This is a genomic window from Moraxella sp. FZFQ2102 (assembly GCF_024137865.1).
Lineage (GTDB): Bacteria > Pseudomonadota > Gammaproteobacteria > Pseudomonadales > Moraxellaceae > Moraxella.
Genome location: NZ_CP099960.1, coordinates 1548458 through 1561704 on the forward strand (window position 1 = coordinate 1548458; position 13247 = coordinate 1561704).

4 protein-coding genes, 3 tRNA genes and 3 rRNA genes are annotated in these 13247 nt (G+C 44.7%); 6 read left to right on the top strand and 4 right to left on the bottom strand.

Going from position 1 to position 13247, the window contains the following annotated elements; translation table 11 throughout:
* Nucleotides 1-16: 16 nt before the first annotated feature.
* Nucleotides 17-92, top strand: a tRNA-Phe gene (locus tag NGM44_RS07305).
* Between the two features lie 50 nt (nt 93-142).
* Here the strand turns inward: NGM44_RS07305 and NGM44_RS07310 are convergent.
* The gene (locus tag NGM44_RS07310) at nt 143-2317 is read right to left on the bottom strand and encodes a hypothetical protein (protein ID WP_253223056.1); all 2175 of its coding nucleotides are present in this window, start codon (nt 2315-2317) and stop codon (nt 143-145) included.
* Between the two features lie 15 nt (nt 2318-2332).
* The gene (locus NGM44_RS07315; RefSeq protein WP_253223057.1) at nt 2333-6025 is read right to left on the bottom strand and encodes a hypothetical protein; all 3693 of its coding nucleotides are present in this window, start codon (nt 6023-6025) and stop codon (nt 2333-2335) included.
* A 616-nt stretch (nt 6026-6641) separates the two neighbouring features.
* Between NGM44_RS07315 and NGM44_RS07320 the strand changes: the two genes are divergently transcribed.
* The 5 genes from NGM44_RS07320 (at nt 6642) to rrf (ending at nt 11779) form a co-directional block, all read left to right on the top strand.
* A 16S ribosomal RNA gene (locus tag NGM44_RS07320) occupies nt 6642-8170 on the top strand.
* A gap of 61 nt (nt 8171-8231) precedes the next feature.
* Nucleotides 8232-8308 (top strand) — tRNA-Ile (locus NGM44_RS07325).
* A 7-nt stretch (nt 8309-8315) separates the two neighbouring features.
* Nucleotides 8316-8391: transfer RNA gene (locus NGM44_RS07330), tRNA-Ala, on the top strand.
* Nucleotides 8392-8654: 263 nt separating this feature from the next.
* Nucleotides 8655-11511, top strand: a 23S ribosomal RNA gene (locus tag NGM44_RS07335).
* A gap of 154 nt (nt 11512-11665) precedes the next feature.
* Nucleotides 11666-11779, top strand: a 5S ribosomal RNA gene (gene rrf, locus NGM44_RS07340).
* Together the 16S, 23S and 5S rRNA genes with 2 tRNA genes alongside form the textbook arrangement of a ribosomal RNA operon.
* 193 nt (nt 11780-11972) lie before the next feature.
* Here the strand turns inward: rrf and NGM44_RS07345 are convergent.
* Both NGM44_RS07345 and NGM44_RS07350 read right to left on the bottom strand, forming a co-directional pair.
* A complete protein-coding gene (locus NGM44_RS07345; RefSeq protein WP_253223058.1) occupies nt 11973-12410 on the bottom strand; it encodes a pilin in 438 nt (145 codons plus the stop codon).
* Between the two features lie 102 nt (nt 12411-12512).
* Nucleotides 12513-13088, bottom strand: a complete 576-nt coding sequence (locus NGM44_RS07350) for a tetratricopeptide repeat protein (protein ID WP_253223059.1) — start codon at nt 13086-13088, stop codon at nt 12513-12515.
* Between the last annotated feature and the right edge of the window lie 159 nt (nt 13089-13247).

Here is a 13247-nt window from a genome sequence, read left to right on the forward strand (position 1 = left end):
TAATATGCACCACTTTGGCGTGATAGCTCAGTTGGTAGAGCAACGGATTGAAAATCCGTGTGTCGGCAGTTCGATCCTGCCTCTCGCCACCATATTAAGAAAGCCTTTCGAGTAATCGAAAGGCTTTTTTGTTGTGTTGCTTTCATTGTTTCTCATCTACAAACTGTTGTTGTTTGATCCATTCGCGCAAATGCTTGCATAAAAATGGCAGCACCGTACTTTGTCGATGGCGGATGTGTAGGTAATTTTCAATCAAGCCAAACACTTGTATCGGCATGTCATCACAGGGTGCAAGCTGATCAAGCTCACCTTGCAAGCCGACAACCTTTCGCATATGATTAAAGTTAGCAATCACTCCCTTTGGGCTGTCATGCAGTCCTGCGGTATAAACTTGATATTGGTGGTTATAATAAAATCCGCACGCTGCCTGTACGGTGCTTGAGTTTTGGGTTCTGAAGCTGTAATTGTACCGATAGCCATAGTTGTCATAAACCCAGTCCAAAAACACCTTGCCAGCACCTTTATATGCAATACCGATTTTATCGAATGCATCGATGGGTAAAATCGGTGCTGAATATTGGCAAATTGTCATCAGCTGCCCACGCAATTTATCAGAGATATCTGCAGTTTGAGTCAGATAATCGATCGCCCATTGTTTTTGAAAGCCAGCTTGTCGCGCCTTGGCAATATCTGTCATGATTTTGTGAATATTGTCCACATCTGCAATGGGCAGAAGATTGCTTGTACGGATCAGATAGTATTTTGGCATCATATCTCCATGCCAAATCAGCAAATGATCATCATGATGATAAACAGCAGGCATTGTACCAGTCATGACATAGCAAAGCTGCTGATACAGAAGGCTTAAATCATCAAATTGCTGATTATCCTTAGCATGGTTATCGATATCAGACTTTAGCGACCAGTGGGCAAGATGATTATCGTTGGGATTATAATCAGTGCCATGAAAGCCAACGATCTGCTTATGATAATCATCTGAAAGTGTTGGCTTGATGATTTGACAAGCTTGATTGGGTGTGTCGTCCAAGAGTAGTTTTTGTTGCTGATTTTCAAGTTTAATAAACAGCTCGCACAAGCATTTTTCAAGACCGCTGCCATTGATCTTGTCATTGGTAAATATCTGCTCATAGGTCAGGCTCTGAGCAATATCCCTATGGTGTGCGATCGCTGATTGTAGGGTATGATAAGGATCGCGCTCGCCGCGTTCATCATAATACAATGACTCATGGTGTAGCAGAAAATAAATCTTTGTGTTTGTATCATCGGTATGGATTTGTGTCATGAGCTGAGCGCAGATTTGCCATGTGTCGTACAGATATAATTGCAGCGTTTGACAAAGTGTATCACTGATATCATCGGTTTTTAACAAATAAATAGGATGCTTGCCAAGCTCATGAAGCATGATGGTAAAATGCTTATCAAACTGCTTTTTGTTCTGAATGTCCACCTGATAATCCTTATTAATCGACTGAAAATCTAGCGTCACATAATCCGATAAATACAGCCTAACATCCTGCATGAACTTTGCCAAACTGCCACTTTTGGATGCGAAAAATGCTTGGGGATTTTTGGCATTCAGCTCGATGCTGTGATTGGATGTGCGAGTTTTATAAGGTGATCGCATGATGTAATCACGGTTTGTATTGGGCGTGGTGGATTTGGACTGTTTGTTTCTGGATTTGGTTAATTGAGTGACATCACCAAAGTTTTGAATGTTAAAAGTTGGTAAGTGCGCAAATTTTGATTGAAAATCACTGCGCCAAGCAAAAGCCTGCTTGGGTGTAAAGCAGACCGATTTTATCGTCAGTACAATCTGATCGTCATGATGTGTCAGTGTCTCAGCATCGATAGCGTGCGCATGACAAACCAAAAATCCATGATAAAACGAATGCTCAAAACAATAATAAATACCCGTTTCACAAGTCATTGGCATGGCTGTGTCCAGGCTTGGGTCTGGATTTGCTGCTTGTTCCTTTGTGATGGCGAGTGTACGAAACAGTAACCGCAGCCAGTTTATAGTGGGTATTTCACCAGGGTTATCAATGATGGATGCGGTAAAATGCTTAAAACCATTCGTGGTCAAACGCTCGGTGCGTAAGATAAAAAATGTCTGCGACTCACTATGTGATTTGACCAAAGCGATTGGTGTGAGTGTCTGTTTGATTTCATCAATGATGGCGAAATAACGGCCTTGCAGGTTATCTGTGCGGATTTTATAGACATAAAAATCAGCAAAAATTTTATCAAAGTTCAGCTTAGGATCGATCAAATTGGTCAAAACTTGTGATGGTGTCATGGCAAGTGCTCCAAGTTAATTGCTAAAAGCTTCATCGGCGGACTGATTTATAAAGGTCAAAATTGCCGTTATGGCGTCTTGGTTGATTTGACCTGTGTGCCGATCGATGAGCGCAGGGATGGTGAGTACTTGACTGTGCTCATATTGCTGTATCTGCCGTGTGACATCGGATAGGATATTGCAGATGATCAAGCGCGATGGCATATCTGTGTTTGGATGGCGGTGGCGCAAGATAAAATCTCGCTTTTGTAGAATGTGCATCAGTGCCGTTTCACGCTCGGCAGTTGAGCGGCTGTCGTGACGATCCAGATTCCAGTGCTTAAAATCAATCAGGGCTTGCTTGCCTTGATAGCTGATCACATAGTCAAACAGCTCAAAATATTCTGGCGGCAAGTCGTCCAATTGACAGCCGTACTCTTCCAAGATTGCCTTGCCGGCAGCTTCACCCAGCGCGCCTTTGTAGATATTATTTGCCAAAATGGGTGTCAAAATGTATTCAGCGGCGTCATGCCAAGTGGTGGCATAGTCGTGCTTGATGAAGTAATTTTTGATAATGGAATTTTGCATAAGGATATTTAAACGCATCTCATCGGCACTGATCAGATGGCTGTTATGATCCAAGCCAAAAAAGCTGCAGGGCGTATTTTTATTTCCTTCAAAATCACCCGAAAAACGATAACTGCTGGCGGGAGTAGGTGGCTTTAGATAGTATTGAAATACTGTAGGCTCAGGCTTGATGCTGGTAGGGTGTTTTAAGCAAATTTCGCGCAAAGTGTGCCATGCATGGATTTTGGCACAGGCTTTGGCTTGGCTGTCGGTGTCATCTGGAATGCCTTGGTGTAGTTTACTAAAGTCATCCAAGAATCTTTGAATCATGACATGATGTCGATAATTGGCGGTATTGGCAGCGGTCTGTAGGCGAGCTAAAGCAAGATTTGGCAGTACAGTAGCTGTAGCAGTTTGATGCACAAAGTCAATCAAGCCGCGATATTCATGCGTGGTGATGTGCGTAGGTTTTGGCACTTGTTTGAGCAGGTCATGCAGTTTTTGACTGATAAAAATCAGCGGATTTTTGCGTTTGTGGCTGCTTCGGTTGATTCGTCCGATTGCTTGTTCAACTTGACGACAGACAGCGTGAGCGTAGTCACCATTGGCGGTATTGGTTTCACCATAGTGATTACTTTTTAATCGACTGAGTCGTTTAAATTCCATATTTAAGACAGATTTCACCCAGTCATCGCAGGCGCTGAGACTGACTTTGCCAGCATCTGTCAGGCTCATGATTTGTACTAAGGATTTTAGCTTGGTGCTGTGCAGATTTTCATCCTGATAAGATGGCACGGTGATCAGATGTGTGGGTAAGTCCAGATACAGAGTATCGATATCGCAAGTGATTTTGGGACTTGGTAGGGCTGAAGTACAGATCCAGTCGCGGTCGGCGGGGTGGATGGGATAGTCGGGATTCGCACCCGATGATAGCGTTTGGTAAGTGGTAAAAATAATTACCTTATCACTGCTTTTAGTGAGTCTATCTTTGATAATGCTGTCGAATTTATTGGATTTTAGATAGGCACTATTGACGACATCAAACACGATGTTTATTTGGTGGCGTGCTGATAATTCATCCAAAAAATTTTGGAAAAATTCACGCTCATTGTCATTAAGCAAGCGATTGAGCATTAACATCATGTAGCGATTACCGGCTGTGTGATTATCCAAAAAAGCACAAATCGCTTGGCAATAATTGTCCAGTAATCCCAAATAATACGCCACTTTGCGATGATCAACTGCGGTATCATCAAGTGATTTATCATCGCCATACAGTCGATGCCATACTTGTTGAAGCTGTGCGTTATTGGCTATGACAGGTGGCGTGTTCAAGTCCAAGAAATAGCGGTAGTGTGTACGAACAAAGCTTTCAGCTTGACCGTTCAAACTGTGAAAATCAATCTTAATCTGTGAATAATCGCGCAGTTTGTGATAATGGGCATTGATGTGCGTAAGTTCATCGCTACTAATGCGGATCAGTCTATCATCAATTCGCCGCTCAAGATACGCCATGTCAAAATTATGGATAACGCTTTGATTATTGGCAGTAGCACTGATCCCAATGATCGGCGTGCCGCGTTCGATCCAGCGTGCAATCATTGCTGTGGGCGATTCAGTAAATAATGTGGTGTGAAAGCTGACAAATTGATGCATGGCAAGGGGTGTGTAAATTTCATTGAGCTTAAAGCCATTGGTGTGAAAACTACCATCATTGGTCAAGCTTGTGATTACTAGATTTTTATAGAAATTAAGCAATGGATCAATCAGATGGCGAATGTCATCAAGGCGATAAATGTTAAACAGTAGGTTAAGCTGCATTTGCGGATCGGAGGGTAAGTTTAGTTTGTTGGCGTTGCTAACAAGTTTTTGGCAGGCGTGATTTAGAGCAAAGATAAAGTCACGACCAACAATGATGGAGAGCTGATTGAACAGTTCGTATAAAGGATATTTGTCATCAGGCAGTTCTTCGGGTGCAAAGCAAGTGTCATCAAAGATGATATTGGTGTGGCTATCTTGATCAAAATATACCCAAAATTTCTTATCCAAACTCGCGTGATGCGTGGTCTGATAATCGGTAAATAATGCTGCGGTTTGAAAATTTGACATCTTGTGATGTAAGCAAAATGAACTGGTCAAGCGATAACGATCTTTAAGCGAGTTAAGTTTGTTAAAATAATTTGTAAAAATCTTGGCAATGCCTTCATATTCGGCAGTGGTAGGTGGTGCAAAAACTGGTAATTTTACACACAGTTCACACGCAAGCTTTAGTAGATTAACCGACTGTTGATCGCATAGAAAATTAATAATCTCACCATTTTGCCGATCGATTTCATCGATCAATAGCAGATGTTGGGACATTTGTGCATCAAAATTATAGCGCGTATCAAATGGCAAACTACCACCGTGCATGAGTTTCATGGTTGTCAAAAATACTGCAAGCGTATCGGGATTTTGTAGTCGCATGGCGGGAAATAGTTGGGATAGTGCAGAAATCTGCTGCAGTGTCAAAGTCTTGAATTTAAGATGATTGGCGGTATTGATTAATTGGCAAAGACTTTTGAATACATTGGGTAGCAGCTTTTGTAGATTGGCATTTAAGGTATTGATAATGATAGGATCGGGAATTTCAATTTGTAGCATCTTGTGCAGGCTTTTGACGCTAGAAATTTGATCCGTGATGGATTGCGATGGTTTGAGCTTTAAAGTGTTTAAAATATTGGGCAGTCGATGATTGATGATTAAGTCAAGCAAAATGTCATTATTGTTTGGCAGAAGTAGGGTTTGGGTGGTGAGCCATTGTTTTTGTGGGTGATTAAGCCGTTCATCGGTATTGATCAGATCGGTGAGTTTATCATAAGCTTCGCGAACATTATCAACAGCATTGGTGATATAAAGGGGTAGATGCAAGGGGTAGGGATTTGGATCGCCATATAAGCGATGGTGTATGCGATGCAGCATATATTCGAGCAAAACCACCATGGTGCTATGCGTTTTACCAATCCCTGTTGGAAAATCAATCGGAGAGAGGCTGCCGCCATTTGTGCGGGTGAAAAGTATGCGATCAGCAAGCAGTTGTATGATAGGATTGTCAAATTCATAGGCAGACTGCTTGAGCTTGGCAAAGTCAAAATCTGCAAAAGGATGGGTAGCGATGTCCATAATAAGTTCCAATTGTACAAAATTTAATCAATTATAGATATAAATCAGCACAATGTAAATACATGATATAGACATGGATAATTCGGCTCAATACTTGAAAAAATAATAAATAAAAATCCCCTTAAAAACCAACCACTTACAAACTTTCTCCCCTTTTATGCAAAAAACCACTTTACAACCGCCGATACTGGGTCTATAATACGCACCACTTAAGCAGCACAGCATAGCAAAAAATGCTGATAAATCAATAACTTACAGCAAGTTATTGAGCTTCAAAGTAAAAATTTTGAAAACTTTTCAAAAACGAAAGTTTTTGAAAAAAATCAAAAAACTTTGAAAAAAATGCTTGACTTAATAAAATTTCAGCGTATAATACGCATCCTATGTCACCAAGCAGACGATGCTTTGACTAACAACTATTTAAAATCAAAACTAAAGAACAACTTGTGTGGATTTTTGCGAATACAAGATAATCTTAAAAAAATTATCATTTATATTCAGCAAGAATACTCAAAGTTAATTCATTTACACGATGAGCAAATATTGCTAGTAATAATAAATGAGCCAACATTAAAGTCCAATCAAACAATCTTTGTTTTATTGGCAACTCAAGATTAAACTGAAGAGTTTGATCATGGCTCAGATTGAACGCTGGCGGCAGGCTTAACACATGCAAGTCGAACGAGGTTAGGGAGCTTGCTCCTGATACCTAGTGGCGAACGGGTGAGTAATGCTTAGGAATCTGCCTAGTAGTGGGGGATAACTTGGGGAAACTCAAGCTAATACCGCATACGACCTACGGGTGAAAGGGGGCGCAAGCTCTCGCTATTAGATGAGCCTAAGTCGGATTAGCTAGTTGGTGGGGTAAAGGCCTACCAAGGCGACGATCTGTAGCTGGTCTGAGAGGATGATCAGCCACACTGGGACTGAGACACGGCCCAGACTCCTACGGGAGGCAGCAGTGGGGAATATTGGACAATGGGCGAAAGCCTGATCCAGCCATGCCGCGTGTGTGAAGAAGGCCTTTTGGTTGTAAAGCACTTTAAGTAGGGAGGAAAAGCTAATGGTTAATACCCATTAGCCCTGACGTTACCTACAGAATAAGCACCGGCTAACTCTGTGCCAGCAGCCGCGGTAATACAGAGGGTGCAAGCGTTAATCGGAATTACTGGGCGTAAAGCGCGCGTAGGTGGTTGCTTAAGTCAGATGTGAAAGCCCCGGGCTTAACCTGGGAACTGCATCTGATACTGGGTGACTAGAGTAGGTGAGAGGGGAGTAGAATTCCAGGTGTAGCGGTGAAATGCGTAGAGATCTGGAGGAATACCGATGGCGAAGGCAGCTCCCTGGCATCATACTGACACTGAGGTGCGAAAGCGTGGGTAGCAAACAGGATTAGATACCCTGGTAGTCCACGCCGTAAACGATGTCTACCAGTCGTTGGGTCTCTTGAAGACTTAGTGACGCAGTTAACGCAATAAGTAGACCGCCTGGGGAGTACGGCCGCAAGGTTAAAACTCAAATGAATTGACGGGGGCCCGCACAAGCGGTGGAGCATGTGGTTTAATTCGATGCAACGCGAAGAACCTTACCTGGTCTTGACATACAGAGAATTCGCTAGAGATAGCTTAGTGCCTTCGGGAACTCTGATACAGGTGCTGCATGGCTGTCGTCAGCTCGTGTCGTGAGATGTTGGGTTAAGTCCCGCAACGAGCGCAACCCTTTTCCTTAGTTACCAGCACTTCGGGTGGGAACTCTAAGGATACTGCCAGTGACAAACTGGAGGAAGGCGGGGACGACGTCAAGTCATCATGGCCCTTACGACCAGGGCTACACACGTGCTACAATGGTTGGTACAAAGGGTTGCTACACAGCGATGTGATGCTAATCTCAAAAAGCCAATCGTAGTCCGGATTGGAGTCTGCAACTCGACTCCATGAAGTCGGAATCGCTAGTAATCGCAGATCAGAATGCTGCGGTGAATACGTTCCCGGGCCTTGTACACACCGCCCGTCACACCATGGGAGTTGATCTCACCAGAAGTGGTTAGCCTAACGCAAGAGGGCGATCACCACGGTGGGGTCGATGACTGGGGTGAAGTCGTAACAAGGTAGCCGTAGGGGAACCTGCGGCTGGATCACCTCCTTAATGAAGATATCTGATTGGCAAGAATCCACAACAAGTTGTTCTTTGGTAAGATGTTTAAAACGGGTCTATAGCTCAGTTGGTTAGAGCACCGTGTTGATAACGCGGGGGTCATAAGTTCAAGTCTTATTAGACCCACCATTAAATTGGGGCCATAGCTCAGTTGGTAGAGCGCCTGCCTTGCACGCAGGAGGTCAGGAGTTCGACTCTCCTTGGCTCCACCATTTAAACATCAAAGCATACATAAGCAATTTAATAAGAGATTTCTTATTTATGCTTTTACTTTATAAACTGACGAAGTTTATAACACTATTTAACAACATGATTATGAGTCTGGGTTAATAAATTATCCAACGTAATTTATTAACCATGGTGATTGTACCCCAAAATACAATCACCTAAAGTAAAGAGAACTGAATCAAGCGTAAACATAGGTGAAGATCGTTACACATTACCCTTATAACACCAAGACTACTTGGGGTTGTATGGTCAAGTAATGAAGTGCACATGGTGGATGCCTTGGCAGTCAGAGGCGATGAAAGACGTGATAGCCTGCGATAAGCGTCGGTGAGGTGGCAATATCCTGTGACCCGGCGATTTCTGAATGGGGAAACCCACCTAAGATAACTTAGGTATCATAATTTATTTTATGAGGCAAACCGGGAGAAGTGAAACATCTCAGTACCCCGAGGAAAAGACATCAATTGAGATTCCCCAAGTAGCGGCGAGCGAACGGGGAGGAGCCGATCGAATTTACAGTAGCAAAATGGCGTGGGAAAGCCAACCATAGTAGGTGATAGTCCTGTATGCGAAACTGTTTATGAGACATATTAAGTAGGGCGGAACACGAGAAATTCTGTCTGAAGATGGGGGGACCATCCTCCAAGGCTAAATACTCCTGACTGACCGATAGTGAACCAGTACCGTGAGGGAAAGGCGAAAAGAACCCCTGTTAGGGGAGTGAAATAGAACCTGAAACCGTGTGCATACAAGCAGTCGGAGCGGACTTGTTCCGTGACGGCGTACCTTTTGTATAATGGGTCAGCGACTTATATTCTGTAGCAAGGTTAACCGTATAGGGGAGCCGTAGGGAAACCGAGTCTTAATAGGGCGACTTCAGTTGCAGGGTATAGACCCGAAACCGAGTGATCTATCCATGAGCAGGTTGAAAGTGTCGTAACAGACACCGGAGGACCGAACCCACTCCCGTTGAAAAGGTAGGGGATGACTTGTGGATAGGGGTGAAAGGCTAATCAAACTCGGTGATAGCTGGTTCTCCCCGAAAGCTATTTAGGTAGCGCCTCGGACGAACACCATGGGGGGTAGAGCACTGTTTCGGCTAGGGGGTCATCCCGACTTACCAAACCGATGCAAACTCCGAATACCCATGAGTGATATCCGGGAGACAGACGGCGGGTGCTAACGTCCGTCGTCAAGAGGGAAACAACCCAGACCGCCAGCTAAGGCCCCAAATTCCTAGTTAAGTGGGAAACGATGTGGGAAGGCACAGACAGCTAGGAGGTTGGCTTAGAAGCAGCCACCCTTTAAAGAAAGCGTAATAGCTCACTAGTCGAGTCGGCCTGCGCGGAAGATGTAACGGGGCTCAAACTAGGAGCCGAAGCTGCGGATTTAATTGTTTCAATTAAGTGGTAGGGGAGCGTTGTGTAAGCCTGTGAAGGTGTATCGTAAGGTATGCTGGAGGTATCACAAGAGCGAATGCTGACGTGAGTAACGACAAAACGGGTGAAAAGCCCGTTCGCCGGAAGACCAAGGGTTCCAGTCCAACGTTAATCGGGGCTGGGTGAGTCGACCCCTAAGGCGAGGCCGAAAGGCGTAGTCGATGGGAAATCGGTTAATATTCCGATACTTGTTTATGATGCGATGGAGGGACGGAGAAGGTTATGCCAGCCTGGCGATGGTTGTCCAGGTGGAAGGATGTAGGTAGGCTTAGTAGGCAAATCCGCTAGGCTATTACTGAGATCTGATAGCAAGCCAGTTTACTGGCGAAGTGGCAAATACCATGCTTCCAGGAAAAGCTTCTAAGCGATAGTCATAAACAAATCGTACCCGAAACCGACACAGGTGGTCAGGTAGAGAATACCAAGGCGCTTGAGAGAACTCTGCTGAAGGAACTAGGCAAAATGGTACCGTAACTTCGGGAGAAGGTACGCTGCCGGTGGTGAAACCCTCGCGGTGTAAGCTACTGGCAGTCGCAGATACCAGGCTGCTGCAACTGTTTATTAAAAACACAGCACTCTGCAAACACGAAAGTGGACGTATAGGGTGTGATGCCTGCCCGGTGCTGGAAGGTTAATTGATGTGGTTAGCGCAAGCGAAGCTATTGATCGAAGCCCCAGTAAACGGCGGCCGTAACTATAACGGTCCTAAGGTAGCGAAATTCCTTGTCGGGTAAGTTCCGACCTGCACGAATGGCATAATGATGGCAGCGCTGTCTCCAGCAGAGACTCAGTGAAATCGAAATCGCAGTGAAGATGCTGTGTACCCGCGGCTAGACGGAAAGACCCCGTGAACCTTTACTACAGCTTTACATTGAACTTTGACCTAACTTGTGTAGGATAGGTGGGAGGCTTTGAAGTAGGGACGCCAGTTCCTATGGAGCCATCCTTGAAATACCACCCTGGTTATGTTGGGGTTCTAACTTAGATATAACAGTATCAAGGACAATGTATGGTGGGTAGTTTGACTGGGGCGGTCTCCTCCTAAAGAGTAACGGAGGAGTACGAAGGTGCGCTCAGAACGGTCGGAAATCGTTCAAAGAGTATAAAGGCAAAAGCGCGCTTAACTGCGAGACCCACAAGTCGAGCAGGTACGAAAGTAGGTCTTAGTGATCCGGTGGTTCTGTATGGAAGGGCCATCGCTCAACGGATAAAAGGTACTCTGGGGATAACAGGCTGATACCGCCCAAGAGTTCATATCGACGGCGGTGTTTGGCACCTCGATGTCGGCTCATCTCATCCTGGGGCTGAAGCAGGTCCCAAGGGTATGGCTGTTCGCCATTTAAAGAGGTACGCGAGCTGGGTTTAGAACGTCGTGAGACAGTTCGGTCCCTATCTACCGTGGGCGTTGGAAATTTGAGAGGATCTGCTCCTAGTACGAGAGGACCAGAGTGGACGAACCTCTGGTGTTCCGGTTGTCACGCCAGTGGCATTGCCGGGTAGCTACGTTCGGATGGGATAACCGCTGAAAGCATCTAAGCGGGAAGCCCACCTCAAGATGAGATTTCCCTAAAGAGCCGTTGTAGACTACGACGTTGATAGGTTGGGTGTGGAAGCATGGTGACATGTGTAGCTAACCAATACTAATTGCTCGTTTGGCTTGACCATACAACACCCAAGTGGTTTAATACTACTGATTGTGTTGATGGTAAGTGTAAAGATTTTACCTATAAGCTTGAATCAATCTTGATAACGCTAATGCAAAAAAGCAAAAGCAACGATAAAATAACAGACTCATAAGCAGCGTTGTTAATCCTTTTACGCTGACGACAATAGCAAGATGGAACCACCTGATCCCTTCCCGAACTCAGAAGTGAAACGTCTTAGCGCCGATGGTAGTGTGGTTCGCCCATGTGAGAGTAGGTCATCGTCAGCACCTTATTTTAAGCCCCCGCCATGATTGGTGGGGGTTTTAATATTTGATCTGCACTAGTGTGTTTTCGAATAACGACTGGGCAGCTTAAGATGGGTAAACGATTGGTTGCATAACGAATGGCACAGCCTATCAATTCACAACCATAAAAACCGCCAAATCATAGATCTGGCGGTTGAAGGTATAATTGGTGTGATTAATTGGCGGCAGTGCTCGGCTCGCAGCCTTTGACTGCCAAATCCTTATCGACATCCGTGCTGCATACCCAGCCATCTGCTTGTGTATAAGTCCAAGTTACTTTCTTGCCTTGGATGCTGGCAGCAGCATTGCCATCAAGTGTCGCTGAAATGGTTGAGTTATCGCCATTGCCTGTAGCGATGGTGATGATGTCATTATCCTTTTCTTTGACCAAATCACTGTCAAAATTACCAACATCACACTCATCATCGCTCGCGCCTTGCATTAGGCACATATCCACCACAGTACGCAGTTGGCTGGTTTCCATTACCACGCGGCTTACCTGTGCGGCAGCGGTACGATTTTGGTATTGGGGAATGGCGAACATTGCCAACACGCCAATGATGGCAATGACGATCAAAAGTTCAATTAGGGTAAAGCCTTGCTGAGAACGCATTATAAATCCTTAGTTGCCAAAAATATCACACTTGGCATAAAATTAGGTCAAAAAAATACATAAAAAGTGAGCAATTGCCCACTTTTTACTCATTACTTGTGATTAATGATTCTGAAACCATGCATTGGCACTGCGTTTGGCAGATTCGATCTCACTCGATGATAGGTTTAATGCCAATTGGCTGACCTTGGCTTTGGCACGGTTGCGCACACCTTCATCAAGCATACCATCACGCGTAGATAGATCGTACCATTTATAGGCATCAACCAAGCGGTGCTGCTGCTCATCGATCATCGCCAGCGCATAGCTTGCGCGGTTGTCACCCAGATTGGCGGCACGCTCAAGCCAAGCACGACCAGTCGCTAGATCTGCTTTCACACCTTCGCCGCGCAGGTACATGATGCCAAGATTCAGTTGCGCTGGGGCGATATTTTGTTCAGCGGCGCGTGTGTACCAATAAACGGCTTTGCTGGCATCTTTGGCGACACCTTCACCTTTTTGTAAGCGCTTGGCAAGGAAGAACTGGGCGTGATGATTGCCGCCTGCTGCCTGATTGGTCAGGCTTTTGACATCCATGGTTTCGAAATACGATGCAGGATATTGTGCTGATGATTGTGCATGAGCCAAAGTGGCACTACCAAGCACGCTGGTCAGTAGGGCGATTTTAAGCAGTTTCATAAGAACTCCGCGGATATTTTTAGGCTAATTTTTTTAAATTGTATTTTAAAAATCGATAGGAATTTTGCCAAAAAACATTGGCAAAAACATGAAAATAAATTAAAAAGGGATTATGGTTTAGCTTAGCATTTTGTACCAAAAAACTCAACCGCCAATCCC

Excerpts from the sequence above, each read along its gene's own strand:
- NGM44_RS07310 (WP_253223056.1), bottom strand. The coding sequence starts at position 2,317 with ATGACACCATCACAAGTTTTGACCAATTTGATCGATCCTAAGCTGAAC.
- NGM44_RS07315 (WP_253223057.1), bottom strand. The coding sequence starts at position 6,025 with ATGGACATCGCTACCCATCCTTTTGCAGATTTTGACTTTGCCAAGCTC.
- NGM44_RS07345 (WP_253223058.1), bottom strand. The coding sequence starts at position 12,410 with ATGCGTTCTCAGCAAGGCTTTACCCTAATTGAACTTTTGATCGTCATT.
- NGM44_RS07350 (WP_253223059.1), bottom strand. The coding sequence starts at position 13,088 with ATGAAACTGCTTAAAATCGCCCTACTGACCAGCGTGCTTGGTAGTGCC.